The organism is uncultured Paraglaciecola sp. (assembly GCF_913058035.1).
Classification (GTDB): domain Bacteria; phylum Pseudomonadota; class Gammaproteobacteria; order Enterobacterales; family Alteromonadaceae; genus Paraglaciecola.
On sequence record NZ_CAJXPA010000088.1, the window covers coordinates 1 to 18,246 of the forward strand.

15 protein-coding genes are annotated in these 18,246 nt (G+C 40.2%); 8 read left to right on the plus strand and 7 right to left on the minus strand.

Going from position 1 to position 18,246, the window contains the following annotated elements; all coding sequences use genetic code 11:
- Positions 1-179 precede the first annotated feature (179 nt).
- The 7 genes from QZ562_RS12405 to QZ562_RS12435 all read left to right on the plus strand — a co-directional run bounded on the left by QZ562_RS12405 (position 180) and on the right by QZ562_RS12435 (position 7,631).
- Positions 180-1,271, plus strand: coding sequence for an ABC transporter ATP-binding protein (locus QZ562_RS12405; RefSeq protein WP_293760435.1), 1,092 nt, complete (start codon positions 180-182; stop codon positions 1,269-1,271).
- Positions 1,272-2,402, plus strand: coding sequence for an ABC transporter ATP-binding protein (locus QZ562_RS12410; RefSeq protein ID WP_293760438.1), 1,131 nt, complete (start codon positions 1,272-1,274; stop codon positions 2,400-2,402).
- Positions 2,399-3,265, plus strand: a complete 867-nt coding sequence (locus tag QZ562_RS12415) for a sugar ABC transporter permease (protein WP_293760439.1) — start codon at positions 2,399-2,401, stop codon at positions 3,263-3,265. The genes QZ562_RS12410 and QZ562_RS12415 overlap by 4 nt, the downstream gene beginning before the upstream one ends.
- A 10-nt stretch (positions 3,266-3,275) precedes the next feature.
- Entirely contained in the window at positions 3,276-4,082 is an 807-nt protein-coding gene (locus tag QZ562_RS12420; protein WP_293760440.1) for a carbohydrate ABC transporter permease, read from the plus strand.
- A gap of 36 nt (positions 4,083-4,118) precedes the next feature.
- A complete protein-coding gene (locus QZ562_RS12425) occupies positions 4,119-4,391 on the plus strand; it encodes a DUF2160 domain-containing protein (protein ID WP_293760441.1) in 273 nt (90 codons plus the stop codon).
- 210 nt (positions 4,392-4,601) lie between these two features.
- Complete coding sequence (locus tag QZ562_RS12430) at positions 4,602-6,332, plus strand: ABC transporter substrate-binding protein (protein WP_293760442.1); 1,731 nt, start codon at positions 4,602-4,604, stop codon at positions 6,330-6,332.
- Positions 6,333-6,395: 63 nt separating this feature from the next.
- Entirely contained in the window at positions 6,396-7,631 is a 1,236-nt protein-coding gene (locus QZ562_RS12435; RefSeq protein ID WP_293760443.1) for a porin, read from the plus strand.
- A gap of 783 nt (positions 7,632-8,414) precedes the next feature.
- Here the strand turns inward: QZ562_RS12435 and QZ562_RS12440 are convergent.
- The 4 genes from QZ562_RS12440 to QZ562_RS12455 form a co-directional block, all read right to left on the minus strand.
- Complete coding sequence (locus tag QZ562_RS12440) at positions 8,415-9,251, minus strand: SDR family NAD(P)-dependent oxidoreductase (protein WP_293760444.1); 837 nt, start codon at positions 9,249-9,251, stop codon at positions 8,415-8,417.
- A 108-nt stretch (positions 9,252-9,359) separates the two neighbouring features.
- Positions 9,360-9,809, minus strand: a complete 450-nt coding sequence (locus QZ562_RS12445) for a GNAT family N-acetyltransferase (RefSeq protein ID WP_293760445.1) — start codon at positions 9,807-9,809, stop codon at positions 9,360-9,362.
- Positions 9,810-10,163: 354 nt separating this feature from the next.
- The gene (locus QZ562_RS12450) at positions 10,164-10,346 is read right to left on the minus strand and encodes a hypothetical protein (RefSeq protein WP_293760446.1); all 183 of its coding nucleotides are present in this window, start codon (positions 10,344-10,346) and stop codon (positions 10,164-10,166) included.
- 146 nt (positions 10,347-10,492) lie between these two features.
- Positions 10,493-13,159 (minus strand): TonB-dependent receptor, encoded by a 2,667-nt coding sequence (locus tag QZ562_RS12455; protein ID WP_293760447.1) that lies wholly within the window; start codon positions 13,157-13,159, stop codon positions 10,493-10,495.
- A 682-nt stretch (positions 13,160-13,841) separates the two neighbouring features.
- Here QZ562_RS12455 and QZ562_RS12460 point away from each other — a divergent pair.
- Positions 13,842-14,069, plus strand: coding sequence for an IS3 family transposase (locus QZ562_RS12460; RefSeq protein WP_293760448.1), 228 nt, complete (start codon positions 13,842-13,844; stop codon positions 14,067-14,069).
- A gap of 840 nt (positions 14,070-14,909) precedes the next feature.
- On the opposite strand, the gene QZ562_RS12465 is transcribed toward QZ562_RS12460, so the two are convergent.
- From QZ562_RS12465 to QZ562_RS12475, 3 genes are read right to left on the minus strand one after another with little or no spacing between them, the layout of a single operon-like run.
- Positions 14,910-15,866 (minus strand): diguanylate cyclase, encoded by a 957-nt coding sequence (locus QZ562_RS12465; RefSeq protein ID WP_293760449.1) that lies wholly within the window; start codon positions 15,864-15,866, stop codon positions 14,910-14,912.
- Complete coding sequence (locus QZ562_RS12470; RefSeq protein WP_293760451.1) at positions 15,866-17,410, minus strand: response regulator; 1,545 nt, start codon at positions 17,408-17,410, stop codon at positions 15,866-15,868. The genes QZ562_RS12465 and QZ562_RS12470 overlap by 1 nt, the downstream gene beginning before the upstream one ends.
- The gene (locus QZ562_RS12475) at positions 17,403-17,738 is read right to left on the minus strand and encodes a hypothetical protein (protein WP_293760453.1); all 336 of its coding nucleotides are present in this window, start codon (positions 17,736-17,738) and stop codon (positions 17,403-17,405) included. The genes QZ562_RS12470 and QZ562_RS12475 overlap by 8 nt, the downstream gene beginning before the upstream one ends.
- Positions 17,739-18,246 lie beyond the last annotated feature (508 nt).

Here is an 18,246-nt window from a genome sequence, read left to right on the forward strand (position 1 = left end):
CTATAGCTGCTGGCTTGACAGCTCTTCGATTTCGTTGTCTTGATCTACGGCGACGGCACACACCGCGCTCTACCCTATCCTCTTCGTCGGCAGCGTCAGTGTTGTATAAGAGACAGGGTATAAAAGTCTAAATCCACAGCTTAGTGGAGATTGTTTAAGTATAAAAAAAGGAGACCTATATGTCGCTTGTTTTAAAAAATGTTAGTCACGAGGTCGGGGGGGAAAATTACTTAGATAACGTTAATTTAACTTTAGAGTCCGGTTCATTTAACGTGCTACTTGGCAGAACGCTGGCAGGAAAGACAACATTAATGCGATTGATGGCGGGACTTGAAAAGCCAACGTCTGGGCAAGTTATAATGGATGGTCAAGACGTTACAGGTATGCCTGTGCAAAAGCGAAATGTGTCAATGGTGTATCAACAATTTATAAACTATCCCAATCTTACCGTTCGTGAAAATATTGCATCACCTCTACGATTATCAAAAGTCACTGAAACTGAAATCAACAAACGTGTAAAAGAAACGGCAGATATGTTGCAAATCAGCCAATATCTAGACCGTCTTCCTTTGGAATTATCTGGTGGTCAACAACAAAGGACGTCAATGGCGCGAGCATTGGTTAAGGATGCCAGTTTGATTCTTTTTGATGAACCGCTGGTTAATCTGGACTACAAATTAAGAGAGGAGCTTCGCTCAGAATTAAGAGTTCTTTTTGCAGAGAGAAAGTCGATAGCCGTTTACGCTACTACAGAGGCGAGCGAGGCAATGGCGCTCGGAGGGGTAACCACACTTATCCATGAGGGTAAAATACTTCAAAGTGGAGCGGTGAGTCAGGTATATCGAGGCCCTAAAAACATTGAAGCGGCTAAATTGTTTTGTGAGCCGCCCATTAATCTAATTGAAGGGCAAATAACCCTCGATGAAGTTTCTTTTTACGATTCAATCAGTTTTCCTCTAGATGAAAAACTTAAAGATTTACCAAAGAAAAAGTTTATGTTCGGTGTCAAGCCAAGTCATATTAGTCTGGTCCCCAAAAACGATGATGATTTGGAGTTACCGATGAAGGTCGAATTGGCCGAAATTAGTGGTTCAGAAACTTATTTACATGTGTATAACGCGAAGTTCTCACTAATTCTCCAGTTATCAGGGATCCTCAGCTACCCCATTGAAACACCTGTCAATGTATATTTGCCTATCCATAAACTCTTTGTTTTTGACTTGAATGGGCTAACAATCAAAGTCCCGGAATTTGATATGGAGAAACTATAAATGGCTGAAATTCATCTTAAATCACTTGCTCACAGTTACATAAAAAATCCTCAAGGGGATTCAGACTACGCGATTCGAGAAATGGATCATGTTTGGGAAGATGGAGGGGCTTATGCCCTTTTAGGGCCGTCGGGTTGTGGAAAGAGTACGTTACTCAACATCATTTCAGGGTTACTCGAACCATCAGAAGGTCAGGTATTGTTTGATGGGATTGAGGTCAACCATATCCCACCAGAAGATAGAAACATCGCCCAAGTATTTCAGTTCCCTGTTATTTATGACTCGATGACGGTATACGATAATTTGGCTTTTCCACTACGGAACATGAAAGTGCCAGAAGTCAGAGTGACGTCTCGGGTCAATGAAATAGCAGAGGCTTTGGAGTTGACAGACGTTTTAAAGAAAAGAGCGAGCAATCTTTCGCCCGATGAAAAACAAAAAATTTCGATGGGGCGAGGATTAGTCAGAAGTGATGTATCCGCAATATTGTTTGATGAGCCTCTCACTGTTATTGACCCTCAATTGAAATGGAAACTAAGACGCAAGCTTAAGCAGATACACGAACAATTCGATATCACGATGATCTATGTGACGCATGATCAATTAGAAGCATCCACTTTCGCTGAAAAAATAGCGGTAATGTATGGAGGACAAATAGTCCAATTTGGTACCCCAAGAGAGCTTTTTGAACGGCCTAACCATGCATTCGTTGGTTATTTTATTGGTAGTCCAGGCATGAATTTAATTGAGGTAAAGCGAAGTGATAGTGGTGTTAGATTTAATACCACTGACATTCCATTAGAGCAATCGTTAAAAACGCTGCTCGATAGCTTAACGAGTTCAAATGTGAAACTAGGCATTCGCCCTGAATTCATTCACGTTTGGGAAAAAGAAACAGAAGGTGCTTTTGAGTGCACCCTCGACTACGTAGAAGATTTAGGGACGTACAAAATCCTGACGTTGAATTTGGACAGTAAAGTCATAAAAGTACGAATTGACGAGGACAGGTCTGTTCCTACTGGAAAAATTTATATTAGTTTTCCAGAGCAGTGGTTAAAAATCTACGTCGATGAATATTTGATTGAAGCGGACGTAAGCCTGCTTCATGACTCAAATGAGGTTAAATTATGAATAAAACACCCAACAATAGAGCGTGGTTTCTTGTTCTTCCTGTGTTCATCCTTGTTGCATTCTCTGCGATCATTCCGATTATGACGGTCGTGAACTACTCAGTTCAAGATATATTTGATCAAAATACAGCTTATTTCGTCGGTGCTGAATGGTACCGGGAAATGTTACGCAGCCCGCGTTTGTTAGACTCTTTAATTCGTCAATTCGGTTTTTCATTTTCTATTTTAGCCATTGAGGTTCCACTTGGAATAGCGATAGCCTTAATGATGCCATCGAAAGGTCGCATGGCAGCGGTATGGTTAATTATCGTTGCCATTCCACTGCTTATACCCTGGAACGTTGTAGGTACTATATGGCAAGTGTTTAGTAGAGAAGATATCGGTTTGTTTGGTTGGGCCGTCAACGCTGCAGGGATCGAATACAACTATGCATCGAGTCCATTGGCCGCTTGGTTCACAGTGGTTTTGATGGACGTTTGGCATTGGACGTCACTTATCGCATTACTGTGCTATTCAGGTCTTCGTGCAATACCAGAAGCCTTTTACCAGGCCGCAAGAATTGATAGGGCATCTTCATGGGCAGTGTTCAGACATATTCAGTTGCCCAGACTAAAAAGTGTTCTCGTAATAGGTGTTCTTTTGCGTTTTATGGACAGCTTTATGATTTACACCGAACCTTTTGTCCTAACCGGCGGGGGACCAGGTAATTCGACCACATTCTTAAGCCAAGAGCTTACTAAGATGGCGGTAGGACAGTTTGATCTTGGGCCAGCAGCAGCATTCTCACTTATATATTATTTAATTGTATTGCTGGTTTGCTACGTGTTTTTCACCGCTATTAGTCAACTAGATAAAGTGAAGTAAGGAATTTAAAATGAAAAGTAATACAAACAAAACGATTGGAATGGTTTGTTTTACCACCTTCTTAATGTTGCCTATTTACTGGCTAGTAAATATGTCATTTAAGACCAATGAAGAAATATTGGGTGCTCTAACGCTTTGGCCTCATAACTTTACGTTAGATAACTATGCCCAGATATTTACTGATCCGACGTGGTACATGGGATATGTCAATTCTGTTATCTACGTAGTGATGAACATGGTCATCACGCTTTCACTTGCTTTACCAGCAGCGTATGCCTTTAGTCGATACAAATTTATCGGTGATAAACATTTGTTTTTCTGGCTACTGACCAACCGGATGGCTCCGCCTGCAGTGTTCTTGTTACCGTTTTTTCAGCTTTACTCATCAGTCGGTCTATTTGATACACATATTGCAGTTGCGTTAGCACACTGTCTCTTTACTGTACCGCTGGCAGTGTGGATCTTGGAAGGCTTCATGTCAGGTGTGCCCAAAGAAGTTGACGAAATTGCCTACATAGATGGTTATAGCTTGCCTAGGTTCTTTATAAAAATCTTTATTCCTATGATCCGCTCTGGAATTGGCGTGACAGCATTTTTCTGTTTTATGTTTTCATGGGTTGAGCTACTTCTTGCCAGAACATTGACCGCAGTCGATGCAAAACCCATAGCCGCAATTATGACGCGCACTATCGGGGCAACAGGCATAGATTGGGGACTTCTCGCTGCAGCTGGCGTGTTAACTATCGTGCCTGGAGTCGTCGTCGTGTGGTTTGTTAGGAATCATGTTGCCAAAGGCTTTGCTTTGGGGCGTGTTTAATATGCAATTCAATAAGATATTTAGGAGGATGATGTCATGAAATGGATGGCATGGACTGAATTAACAATCACATTTTTTAGTGTTATCGCGACTATTCTGGTAGCGATGACTATTTTTGAAATCAAAAAACCTTGTCTAGAGCGAAAAGGCTTTCTGCCCATCGAAACCACTCGGGGGGATAGATTATTTATTGGCTTATTAGTAAGTGGGTTTATTCACTTAGGATTCTTAGCATTTACTGATTTCAACCTGTACATAGCTTTAGCAATTTCAGTTGTCTGGCTATGCACTGTCCTCAGGTGGGGCTGATCTCATTGAATTTAAACACGCCGAATTCTCTTACGTTAGAAAACGCAAAGAGAATGGCGGCGTGTCTAAAACCCTTAGCAAACAGCATGCTTAGGGAGCACATGTCGGCTGTCACCGACACTCTCTGTTGTAAAATTCTAAAACAGTGTTGCCACTGACGGAGTTTATCAGCAACAAATCACAATCTCAAAAGATATGAGGTGTAGTAAAATGAAACTTAGAAAATTAAAACTGGCTGTAGCCGTGGGTATTTCTGTCTCCTTGAGCAGTATATCTATCTCAGTTTATGCACAAACCGCTATCAAAACAGTACAAAATTTGATTGAGACAGAATTTTCTCCATCAACATTAACTAAGCAACAACAATTAGATGAGCTTGAATGGTTTGTCGAAGCAGCCAAACCATTCAAAGGGATGTCTATCAATGTTGCTTCAGAGACGATAGCAACTCATACCTATGAATCTCAAGTACTGGCTAAAGCGTTTACCGAATTAACGGGAATAATCATTACGCATGATCTTATACAAGAAGGTGATGTGATAGAAAAACTGCAAACCCAGATGCAATCTGGTCGGAATATATACGATGCTTACATCAATGATTCTGATCTAATAGGAACGCATTTTCGCTATGGCAAGGTGGTTGCTATATCTGACATGATAGTCAATGAAGCTAAAGACTATACGTTGCCTACGCTGGATATTGACGACTTCATTGGTATCGATTTTACAACAGGTCCAGACGGTAAAATCTATCAGCTACCGACACAACAATTCGCCAATCTATATTGGTTTCGTGCCGATTGGTTTGAACGCGAAGACTTGAAAAAACAGTTTTTTGCTAAGTACGGCTATGAATTGGGTGTACCCGTAAATTGGTCTGCTTATGAAGATATTGCTGATTTTTTTACTAATGACGTTAAAAATTTAGACGGAGAAAGGGTCTATGGTCACATGGACTACGGTAAAAAAGATCCTTCCTTGGGTTGGCGCTTTACTGATGCCTGGTTTTCAATGGCTGGAACGGGTGACAAAGGATTGCCAAATGGTTTGCCCGTGGATGAGTGGGGGATCCGAGTTGAAGGTTGTCGTCCAGTAGGTTCAAGCGTGTCGAGAGGTGGCGCAACAAATGGTCCGGCAGCAGTGTTTGCTACAGGTAAATATGTTGATTGGCTTAAAGCGTACGCACCACCTCAAGCTCAGGGAATGACTTTTTCTGAAGCTGGGCCAGTGCCTGCACAAGGTAATATCGCACAACAAATATTTTGGTATACCGCGTTCACTGCCTCAATGATAGAAAAAGGATTGCCAGTAGTGAATAATGATGGCACACCTAAGTGGAGAATGGCGCCATCTCCAAAGGGTCCTTATTGGGAAGAAGGTATGAAGTTGGGTTATCAAGATGTTGGGGCGTGGACGTTTTTAAAATCAACGCCTGAGAAACGCCGTTTGGCAGCTTGGTTATACGCTCAATTTACTGTCTCAAAAACTGTCTCATTGAAAAAAACGTTGGTTGGGTTAACACCTATCCGTGAATCTGACATAAATTCGCAAGCAATGACTGATGTAGCGCCAACCTTAGGTGGTCTGGTCGAATTTTATCGTAGTCCTGCGCGCAAACAATGGACTCCAACGGGAACAAACGTGCCTGACTATCCAAAACTTGCCCAGCTATGGTGGCAAAATGTAGCTGAAGCAGTAAGTGGCGAGAAAACCCCTCAACAGGCTTTAGATAGACTTGCAGCTGCTCAAGACAAGGTCATGAATAGACTTGAAAGAGCGAATGTCCAAGGTGAATGTGGTCCTAAACTCAATCCTGAAAGAGATCCAGATTATTGGTTGAATCAACCCGGTGCGCCAAAAGCTAAATTAAGTAATGAAAAACCTAAGGGTGTAACGATTGCTTATGACGAGTTGTTGCAAAGCTGGAAAGCCGAATAATCTTTAGATAACACTTATAAACACGTAGGTCTCTCCCCAATCAATATATTGGGGAGTAGAAAAGTGCGTCTGGATATTGAGCAAAACATGGAGTTTGAGCTAAAAGCACTTATCCAACACCATAAAAATCATGTAGATTGGAAACTTAAAATGAACAAAAATATTTTTTATAAAAATAAATTCGCACTATGCTTCATTGCAACGTCGGGATTACTTAGCTTAGCAAACCCAGCTATTGCCGGGGTAGATTTAGTCAACACAAACGATTGGGAAACATCGATATCAGGTTCGTTACCGGTATTTTTGGTGGCAAGTGACCACGACAACTCTGAAAAGGCATTCAGAGTCCAATCCGGATTTAACCCTGCAAACATTAACTTTCATGTCGTTGCGCCTACAAGTGATTCAGGCATAACGATATCAGGCCACTTTCAAGTAGATACGCATCTACAAGGTAGTGGTGCACAAAACTCCGGTTTATTCGAAAGCCGAGTGGCGAATATAAAATTAAGCGGTGACTTTGGGACGATCGTAGCAGGTAAGGATTTCGGTGTGTTCAATAGTTCAGCTATTGGCGATCTATCCAGTCAACGAGGGGTAGGTTGGTTAGGTGGGGGAGCAGATACCGCAAACGCTACAGGAGGCAGAATTGGTACAGGCTATGTATATGCCAATTTTAATCCACAACTTAAGTACATGTCTCCGTCAATGGGCGGCTTATCTTTTAAAGTCGCACTTATTAATCCTGAAGAGCCACAAGACGCTTCGGTTGAAACCGACTCGCCAAGAATTGAAGGGCAACTTAATTATAAAATGGGGACCGGCAACGGCTCGCTAGAATTGTGGAGCGGTGTCTTTCAACAATCAGTTAACGTAGTCGGCGAAAATAGTTTTGACTATGACATGCAAGGCATTGATGTTGGGGCACACATCGACCTTGCATCTTTTGGACTGACAGTTTCATATACCGATACCTCGGGAATAGGTGCAGATGGCCTTTATGGAGGTACCATCAATGATGCAGATGTCGATGGAACGCAATGGTATGTTGAAGCTGACTATGTATTTGGCAAAAATACCATCGGTGTAAGTTATGGTGAAGGCAGTCAAGATGCTCGCACAGCAGATAGCACCAAAGGCCTTGATGCCGTTGTTGATGTAGATAACGAATTAACCATACTTTTTGTTAATCATCAAATGACACCACAATTTAGACTGATAGGTGAACTTCAAGACTATCAATCAACAATGCAAAATGATTACACAGCTATCGTTGCTGGTTTTCAGTTCGATTTTTAGCACACCAACTTTTCTAGTCGAATGAACAGGATCTGGCAACAAAGCCATTGGCGTTGTTGCCAGATGGTATAGGGACTTAGCCCCTTGAGCTTGGGCATACTAAGTGAGTTCGGGGATACGGAAATCAATAAAGTTTAGTCAACTCCAATTTCACTAGATTTGAGTTTGTTTATACCACGATAAGCCAGCACACTTTGTTGGCTTTTTTTATGGTCTTAGCCAAAAGCGAGTTTCAAACTTTAAGATGCTGTAAAGCACAGCTCGATCGGTTTTGCACTAAGACCAATGTTATTCTGTGCGAACCATATTTTACTCTGCTTACTAAGCTAAAATACGTGGTTGTGATGCGCATCAAATGACTTAATTGCAAAATGCGTTGAAGCAGTACTTAGCTGATTTGGATTGCTGTAAATCTGAGCCGGGGTTCACTCAATAACATTCTCAAGTGCTTACAGTGACAAGTCGGTATAGGCTGCTAAATCTATAATCGACTGAGATGAGATGTTATTCAATTACCCCTGTTCAATTCGTATCATTGTCCACATAAACCTCCCCAGCAGGGTAATGCTTAGTAGATCTGCCATCAAATTTGCATACTAGTAAACTAGCAGACAATTTTCTTTGGGTCAGTTTTTCGCTCTAAACCGTCTGACACCTGAGTGCCAATTCCCAGTAGTCAAGACTCACTGGCTGACTTAGCAGTTATAACAGTAAGCAGTCGTAGAAATTTAGATAGATTGCATACGAATATTTTTCTATCACTTTTTTGGACAAAAACTGATTCTAAATATTATCTCCACTCATCGGCTTTGGCTGACGTCCATCTATATCTTTAAATTTGTACTCTACGCCTAAATCAGCGGCAATCAGTCTTTTACCTGATTTTTTCATGATGCGCTTATCACAAGCCAGTGCTGCAACTGCACGCCCAATAAACTGGGGCGATTCAGAATTTGACAAATCTATATGTTCAGCGGCTTTTAGAACGGCTTCAGTCCGAACAACGCCGGGGTAAAGCGAAATTGTGGCGACATTGTATCTTCTTAACTCTTCGGCCATACAGGCGACCATATGATCAGTAGCCGCTTTAGCAGCCCCATATGCAACGCCTTTATCATTTCTTTGTGCGGCAAAAAAAGAGAGGTTAATGATTAAACCTTGATGTTCTATTAATAGAGGGGCTGCAAGCCGACTTGCTATAAAGTGTGCTCTAATACCTGCTTGAAACATAGAATCCCAACGCGAGCTTGGCTGTGTCCAAAATTCATTCTCATTCCAAAATTCCGTGCCGTCCGTGAAGTGTTCATATCCTCCCCAAACGTTATTTACTAGAATATCTAGTTTTTGCTCGTCTCGGGCTATTGTGTCGAAGACAGATTCAACTTGAGCATCGACAACGTGGTCACATTGAATAGCGATGCATTCCCCACCTAACTCTGATATCTCATTGGCTGTTTGATATATGGTGCCTGACAATCTAGATGCAGACTCCCCCTCATTTATAGTTCTACCCGTTATATAGACTTTAGCTCCAGCTTTCCCAAGAGATAAAGCAATACCTTTTCCTATGCCTCTGCTCGCACCTGTTACCAACGCGACTTTGTTTGATAATGGTTTCATTTACATAACGTCCTGATCATTTGAGGTTTTACAAAACTAAATCCGAAGTGTTTAAATAATGGTGCGCAGTGGTGTATGAATTTTGGCTAATTTTTAGCATTCAGTCACTTATTTTTTAAGCGTTAATATTTCATCACCATCATCATTATAAGTACTCGTCGGTTGCCAACCCACATGCCGATAGAAACCATATGATCTGACGACTGGCGTTGCGGATGCGGCTAAGTACAATTCTTCATTCCCCATAGTAAATAGTTGATTGCTGGTACTGAATAAAAGTTCTTTTCCGATGCCAAACTTTTCATAACCAGATAGAACAGCAAGCACCAGTATTTCACCCGTAGCTGATCCACCAAAGCAAAAACCGACAATAATATTTTTTTCTAGAGCTACAGCGCCAATGATTTCCAAATTTTCAATTAACGGGGACCATGAAACAGCAGTTACACCCATTGCTGCTAAATCGCTCTTGGTAAACTGATTGTCACTAGTTAGCCCCCTTACTTCGATACATCGATCGATATCTTGGTTTGTAGCTTGTCTAAATTCTATTTTCATACATCGACTCTGGATTTTGAATAACCTTAACCCAGCACAGATGTCCTTACCAAGAATATTTCACGTATGTTGATAGAACCACTGCTGACTCAGTAAACTTGCTGTAGAAGTCTTTATTCCTGACTGTCGGTTAATCGATCGCAGGGGCCATTCGCCTTATGGCTTGTTAATGCCATTTCCAGACCTTCACTTTAGAATTAATTGAGGAGTAAAAGACCTATAAAAGTGGGCTCTGGCATTGCCAAAGTTATCGGATAACCGACTTTTACAATGAATGACTGCGCAATTCGTGTGAAAGCTTAAGCTAGGTGACGTATAAGTTTTAAGTTGACCCTGCCCCCAATTTTAAATCGGCTAGGTAACATCCCCATTATCAAAACGATGCCGGGGTCGAAACAGTTTACTGACTTGCGTGACTAAGCGTTTATCTATTGCTGCATTCGTTGCCCAATTTTGGGCAAGTGCACTGACATTATGTAATAATATAGACCCAGCATGGCTGCCATTTTTTCTAGTAAATTTAATAATACTTCGCATATTTATCAGTGATCTCGTGACTGTTCAATAAAAAAAGCGAGCCAATAGTGGCTCGCTTTTAACGTTAAGCAATACGTACCCGCATCCCCAAAAGCTGCAGTGTTATGGGCTGCAACGCCAATGATTTTAGGTATAAATGCTGATAATTAATAAAAATCGTACGACATTCTCAGGCCCACTGTACGGGGTCTGTTGGTCACAACTTTAGGCGTGTATTGCTGGTTATCGATATATAACACAGCGTGCTCATCAGTCACGTTGTCGACATACAACTCAACTTTCCATCCGTCGTGATTAACACCAACAGATACATTCGCCAGTACATAACTGTCTTGTATATAACGACCCCCCTCAAAGGCCTCACCATTGCTGTCCAGATAATTGACCCCAGAGTATGCATCGGCTTCATTCTCAATAGATAAGCCCGACCCTGTACCGTAAATCAAGTTAGTGGCATCTTCAAGAGCATAAGCGCCCATGGTCATTCCTGCCAGGCGATCGCCGGTATAGCTCAAGGAGCCATTAACAAATCCGTCCCAGCCATTGGATAATTGAAAATAATAGCGGGCTCGTAAATTAGCTGACAAATCTGCTGAATAGGGTAATTTGCTGCCCACCGGCGGCGCAATATCTTGCAACTCCTCATTTAGGCGAGTTAATTCGCTATCGATCCAGCTAAAGGCACCATTAATCACCAAATTATCCGTGGCTAACCAAGTGATATCGCCGTCAATTCCTCTAATTTCAGCATCACCGACATTATCCGTAAACTGTAAAAAACTGATATTAGTGGGATCGAAGCGTGAAGTTTGTAGATCCGTTATTTGTGAATAATATCCGGTTGCATTAACCCGTAAAATACCCTCTAGGAAATCCCCTTTCATACCCACTTCATAATTTTTCAGGGTATCTGTGGTGGAATAAACCGGGATACGAAAATTCTCGAAAGCTCCTTCATTACTCGTCGCCTTACCGCCACCCACGCGGTTAGTAACTGGTGGTCTAAAGCCTTCTGAGTAGGTGGTAAACAACAATACATCGTCATTTACTTTCCAGTCGACAGAAGCCTTGTAAATCACATCATCAACCGTTAACACGCCATCTTCATCCAGCAAGCTAGTTTCCAGTCGACCACTGTCGACGGCTTCCTGTATCTCTGAAGGTTCTTCGCCAACTGCAGTCAGTTCGTCCGGGTCAAGTGAACCAAAGGCCTGTACCCTTCGGCTAATATCGACTGTGGTTGTGGCACCTTTATAGATATCTTCAATCTGATACCACCGGGCACCAAGAGTCGCGGTGACTGTATCGCTGAGATCATATTCAGCCTGGCCAAATACTGCGACCTGTTTAATCTGGTGATTGACATCATTAACAAAACTGACCTCCGATGAATATGGGCCGCCATCAGTATTAATGCCATCTTGACCTTTTAAGCTACTTTTCAGATTTGGAAACAGTTCGGTATTAGCCAACTTGAACTTTCCCACAGAAGCAAGAGTCTGGTCGTCATAAAAAATCCCAGCCGTTACACGCCAAGAATTATCAGTTGACGTATTAAAACGCAGCTCATGGGTATTACGAGACGTTTCGGTTTTTTCTTTGTACCATTTAGTCGGGTCGGCACAGTATTGCTCGGCGGGATCCGCACTGGAGTAATCACAGGTATAGTAAGCCGAAAACAAACCAGCATTGGTATAACCGGTATAATCAATGGTGGAGCCGATATTTCGGTCCAAGTAACCGCCAGTATATACCACATCCAATTTGGCCAGACGGCCCTCTAAGGTCCAGGTGGTTAAGCCAAATTCATCCTGATTGTCTTCTGGTATAAAACGGTTGGTGGAACTTTCGCCTTCAAGGTTAGGATCATAGGAAAAAACCCCATCTGTGTTCAGTGTTTGCGCAGTATGCTGTACCAGTAATGACCAGTCATCGTTAAAATTATGATGTGCACTAAAACGCACTCCGCTATAGGTCGCATCGTTAAAATCATCTTCAACTAGAGCATCATTTTTAGGGGATATTGTTCGTGTGTTAGCAGGATCAGCTAAGGGGCCATTAGACACACGGTCAATGACTACGGCACTGCTTTGATAGCTACCATTGCCAATGCCAGGTTCATTTAAAATATTGTCAATCCAGCCGCCTTGGTGTTGGTTGTAGGCAACAACCCGAATGGCCGTATCATCCGTTACGGGTAGATTAAGATAGGCTTCAACGGAGTTACTCATTTCACCACCGCGGGTGAAACTAACACTACTATCAAATCCTGCACTCACACCACTGTGATCGGGTTTTTTGGTGATCAGGCGCACGGTACCTGATTGAGAGCTGGCGCCGAACAAGGTGCCCTGTGGCCCAGGCAGTACCTCAACCCGTTCCATATCGGTGGCATATATATCCAGATTTCGGCCCTGCATAGAAACTGGTTGTTCATCTAGGTAAAAAGCAACTGACGGTTGTAAGGCTGTTACTGAAGATAATGCAATATTGGCTTGTGTGGTTGCAGCACCACGAATATAAATTTCATTTTGGCCAGGTCCTGTGCCCTGAAACACAACATTAGGTAAAAATTCAACATAATCCTGAAAATTATTAATTCCCAGATTTTCCAAGCTACTACCGTTTAACGCAGAGACCGAAACCGGAATATCCTGAATGGATTCAGTACGTTTAGTCGCAGTAACCTCAATAGTTTCTATTTTATCATTTCTAACTTCTGCTGCAGTTTGCTCGGCTGCAATGACTGGTACACTGCCTGCCATGGCCAATAATACAGCACAGGTGATCTTGCGTTTATGAAATATATGCATTTGTGGTTGTATAAAGATAGTTTTCTCCAATTTTTTAATGAGCTCTATTGATTAGACCTCGAACCATATTTACCTTCGTTCGAAGGGGGCAGATCACTTTGATTGCTATTAGCTCAAAATTGCCATTAGTTAACCAGCAAGCCCCGAAAGGAGCTTTTTCTGGCTTTTCTTCTTCAAAAGTACTGATACATCTAGCTGATTAATGATTATTTTAGGCTCCTTATCTTATAATCATCTCCTAAGTCTGTAGACACTTTTACTTAGAATCCGAAGTAAGATAAGGAGCGTTACGAATAAAAAATATCCTGATAAATATAAATAATAAGTCGTTCGCCAAATGGTTGAAAAAGTTATTCCGTACCTGATGTTTTTAAGCGTTTAGGTATATCCGACAAGTCTCTTTATTACTGGGTAAGTAAGGCGAAAGTACCTGCCAATCAATCTGCAAGGCAATCAGAAATATGTCAGCTTAAGGCAGGTCAAAAGCCTGACAGAATAGCGTAACATCCTAAAGGAGGCCGCCATGTAATTTGCAAGCGAATCATAGAAAAGTACACGTTCATAAAATCACGACTCTATGTTTAACGTGTTAACACCATGTGCAAGGTGTTAAATAACCACCGCAGCATTTTTTGCACTTAGATAAAAGAGCCCAATCTGATGCAGAAAAGACAATGTATGATTGCGTGAACAGATTAAAGCTAGTTATCTACAAAGTGGCTGTATGTACGGCAGGCCGCGTGTCACACATGAGATGCGCTGTTCGGGTGAAACATGCGGTGAAAAGCGCGTTGCTAAGTTGATGAAGCAAGACATAATCAGAGCTAATATTGGCTCGTCTCCATCTCATAGTGCATTAGAAAACCTCTTACAACAGAAATTTGTTGTATACATGCCTGATACTGCTTAGGTTGCAGTTATTACCTTCATTAAAATCTATGAGATTATATCTGGCTGTCGTAATGGACTTTTTCTGATGCAAAGTGATTGGTTGGTCATATTCATCTGGCAATCTAAGTGTCTATAAAGCTGGTAGAAGATCAGTTGATGGTTCAAGGCAGAAGGATCAATTTTTTCTATTTGGGTGTTTGTTTGGCAAGAATTTTAACAAATTATTCGCTTATATTTTTTAGAGAGACGCGCTAACCAATATTTTCGAAGGGTCTTTAAATCCTAAAGATACTCAAGACAATGTTGAGCCGAACTAGACGCTACTATCAATAGAAGTTCAGCCCTTATTATTTTAGATAGAATAGTTAAGGTCCAAACTGCAACTAATCCGCTAATATTTTTATGAACAATGTACTAATATGGAATTTATGTCAGGCTCTAATTTATTGATTAAGCTCATTTTCAGATAAAACAGTTGAATTATTTGGATTTTATTCACTTACCTTCGAAGACTTCTTTGGGTATCGGATCAGGCGCTAATCATTAAAGCTTTTGAACAAATTCTATTAACTAATAAATGCAAAATACGTTCTAAATTTCAGCTCATAGTTGGCCAACATTGTTATTCATTGGCAGTGTTAGTAAAATATCTTTTCATTGTCCCTATTTAATATTGAATTGTTGGGTAATATGCTTAGGTTTTTATACAAAAAATAACGAGATAAAGGTTTAACTGTAATGTTTATATTGTTGTGTGTTATGTCCAAAACGAATTTTTGCCACAAACAATTACTCAACTTATTGATGGGAATATAATCAAAGTAAAAATATACTTTTAATTTCTTAAGATTTACGTCATTTATAACGACGTTTTAATAACTACGATCTCAGCATTACTTTCCTCCGCTATGTAGATGCAACATCTTCCTTGTTGCTTTGCCAGGTATAATGCTTTATCGGCTATTTCTAATAGTGATTCTGGGCTGGTGTTAGTTAATGATGAAAATGTGCAACATCCTATCGATAAGGTGACAATTTGGCGTTCAGCATCGGGTGCATGTGGTATGCCTTGCTTAATAATATTTTCGACAATGTTTTCACCAAGAAGATGAGCGCCAGTAATTTCAGTATCGGGTAATATGATCACAAACTCTTCACCACCATACCTGGCAGCAAAATCGGCAGGACGTCTGACTGATTTAGACAAAACGTCTGCAAAATTTTTGATGCAGTTATCTCCATTCAGATGTCCAAAATGGTCATTATACTTTTTGAACTCATCGATATCTAACATTAGTAGCGATAATGATTGTCCATTTCGCTTAGCGTGCTGCCATTCTGAAACGAGTTTTTCGTCCAGTGCTCTGCGATTATTTAGTCCGGTAAGGCTGTCTGTTAAGCTTAAAGATTGTAATCTATCTATCGCTTGTTTATGAGCGATATGCGCTTTGGCTCTAGCAGCTACAACACCATGGTTTAGTGGTTTGCTGATAAAATCAGTGGCGCCATGGCTAAAACTACTCTCTTCAAAACCCAATTCGTCATGGCTAGTAATAAAAATAATAGGAATATTGGCAGTTTGTTCTTTTGCTTGTAACGCGTCGCACACCTCAAAACCACTCATACCAGGCATTTCAACATCAAGTAATATAATATCAGGCGCCTCACTTACAACCAGTTCCAGCGCACTCGCACCATCTATGGCAAAAACAATGCGCCCAAGTCCATCCAATGCTTTGCTAATTGCCATAATAATTGACGGGTCGTCATCAACAATTAAGATAGTAGTTAAATTAAATTTATTTAATAAAGTCACTAATGCTTCTCTTCGAATATCCAATCAGTAGAATCTAATAAAGTTACAGCGTACTTAAACTCAAGGTTTTGTAGCATACTTTTAAATTTTTTAAATGTTTTTTCACCCAATATAAAACGTAAACTTTTTGAATATTCCTCAACCATAGTAAGTGCTGACAAGTCTTGTCTTTTTAATCGACTGATCAGCAATTTAATATGTTCTAAATTTATTGAGGGTATATTTTGTATGTCTATTTCGGTACGTTCATCAGTGATGCATTGCTGCTGGGACAAAAACTCAGCACTGTTTAGACGTAAATTAGTTAAGTGTTGCGCGACCTCTTCTAGTAGCGGATTAACTTCGTTTTCATCGCTACGCAATGCTATTTCAGCTCTACCTGCAGATTGATATAACTCCTGTGCGCCGATAAGACCAGCGCCTCCACGCAATTTATGTATTTGTGCGGCCAAAGTGAGTTTATCGAAAGTAATGTTGGTTTTAGTAATAGTCACCTCAGAATAAGTTTCTAAATACTGAAATTCTATTAGTAATCTTTCAAGAATTGATACAAATAGCAACAGATCGTTATTCAATAGATTTCTGCTATCTTTAGTACCTAATATAATTGGCCAGTTATCACACATTATGCCACTAGCTGATGTCAGCCTTTCAATATTGATTACGCGACTTCGATAGCTTCCTACTAACTTCCGCACTGTGCTGATTAATAGGAATGGTTTAATAGGTTTCGTTAAAAAATCATTTACTCCCGAGTCAAAAGCACGCCTCTTTTCTTGTACTAAAGTTCCTGCAGTGAGTGCAACTATTGGTAATCTATCCAAGCTAAGTTGTTGTCTAATGTGTTGGGTGGTTTCTATACCATCCATTTCTGGCATTTGTACGTCCATCAAAATAATATCAAAAGCGTTAGGGGTTAAATACAATTGTTGTAAAGCCGCTTGTCCACATTTTAAGGTAGTGACTATTGCGCCATTTTTAATCAGTATTTGCTCAATAACTTCAAGGTTTATTTCACTGTCATCAACCACTAGCACATTTACTCTAGGTAACCATTGCACTTTTAAAGCTTCGATGCGAGTAGATTTGAATACACGTTCACAATTACCGCTGTGTTTTACAACCGCATCATTAACGGCATTAAACAGCGCTGAACCACTTATTGGTTTGTACAATATTTTGTTAGCTAAATATTCAATGTCTACTTTAGCAATATGTTCTGATCCATGATCAGAAACAACTAATATTGTAGGTAATTTTTGGTGTTTGATATTTTCAGTTAATATGGACAAAGCCTCTAGCCAATCCACATTAGGCATCTGCCAATCGACCATCAACACATCAGGTAAATTGCATCCCGAACCAGCCCAGGCCATGATCTCATTAACTAATTCAAAACCTGAAGTAACGCTGCTCACTCTCCACCCTAACGCTTTGGCATTATTTACTAATAGACCAACAGGGTTACTTTCAGCTATCAATATATGAAGTAAATCGGTAGTTGAATCTTGAATATCTGTATCATTGCTATGAAGTTCAGTCATAGCGATGACCACGTGCTTTAGGAAATACTTGGGAGAAATCACATAATTCTATATAACGTTCAAAGCTCAACTGATTTGTAGCAACTTTTAATAAGGTACTAAGCAGACTAAAAAAGCCATATACATATTGCTCAAAGTCTTCTTCTGATGGTTTGTTTACAGAATGGGTTAAGTCATTAATATCTGTCTGTAATAACTTTTGACTTTGCTTATGAACAACTAGTGTCAATATCATAGTAAATAATAATTCAAGCGACCCGAGACCAATTACTAACAAATTGATGAACCCATTAGTATGCGAAGTTTTATGTACCTTTTGCTGTTGCATAGCTTTAAAGTTCCTTAATAATTTAAGCTCAAATGAATAATAACTGCACTTTTTGGAACGATAGGCGATAGTTAAATAATAAATTTTGTCTATTCATTTTATACAACAACGCATGCATTTATATCCGTATAACTACGGGTTTTATCGGTGATTTTATGATTTTTAATTAAATTATAAAGACTAGGTGACTATGAAAATATTAAGGGATCATTTTTTATTCAGAATACAGAAAGTAAAACATACTGCCGTTTATTTGATGAAGGACTCAGCATGAGCTTTATTGTTGAAACCAAAGAAGAATGTTAATTGAGCTGAAAAATCAAAGTGAACAAGCTGCGTAAATGTTTTTAAAGTGGACGAACAACTTAGTCCCGAACAAGGACTAATTATAAGGGCGCACTTTTATAGATATAACAATAGACTTTAAACACGTGGAAAAACTAACATGCTTTTTTTAATTATTTGTTAAATGATTAAGTCGATGAAAAAAATTTAATCTATTTAATCT